At 63.9% G+C, this 572-nt stretch carries 2 pseudogenes; both read left to right on the top strand.

Annotated features, from left to right (window positions below):
* Positions 1 to 267 (top strand): annotated as a pseudogene (locus NDN16_RS20835) (electron transfer flavoprotein subunit beta/FixA family protein); the annotation flags it as partial.
* A 2-nt stretch (positions 268 to 269) separates the two neighbouring features.
* Positions 270 to 572, top strand: a pseudogene (locus NDN16_RS20830) (electron transfer flavoprotein subunit beta/FixA family protein); the annotation flags it as partial.

Raw genomic sequence — 572 nt, 5'->3', positions numbered from 1 at the left:
ATGAAGATACTCGTCTGCATCAAGCGCGTTGTGGATTACAACGTTAAGATCCGTGTGAAGTCCGATGGCAGTGGCGTCGACCTTGCCAATGTGAAGATGAGCATGAACCCGTTCGACGAGATCGCGGTCGAGGAGGCGATCCGGCAGAAGGAGAAGGGCGGGGTCGAGGAGATCGTGGTGGTTTCGGTTGGCCCGCAGCAGGCGCAGGAGACGCTGCGCACGGCGCTTGCGATGGGCGCCGACCGTGCGATCCTGGTCCGGAGCGACGAGCGNATGTGAAGATGAGCATGAACCCGTTCGACGAGATCGCGGTCGAGGAGGCGATCCGGCAGAAGGAGAAGGGCGGGGTCGAGGAGATCGTGGTGGTTTCGGTTGGCCCGCAGCAGGCGCAGGAGACGCTGCGCACGGCGCTTGCGATGGGCGCCGACCGTGCGCTCCTGGTCAGGAGCGACGAGCGCGTCGAGCCGCTCGGGGTCGCCAAGGTATTGCGGGCGATCGTCGAGGAAGAGAAGCCTGACCTCGTCATTCTGGGCAAGCAGGCGATCGACGACGACAGCAACCAGACGGGCCAG

Origin of the sequence: Aureimonas altamirensis (assembly GCF_023702225.1) — a bacterium.
Classification (GTDB): Bacteria; Pseudomonadota; Alphaproteobacteria; order Rhizobiales; family Rhizobiaceae; genus Aureimonas; species Aureimonas altamirensis_B.
This window is presented reverse-complemented; position numbering and strand designations above follow the sequence as displayed.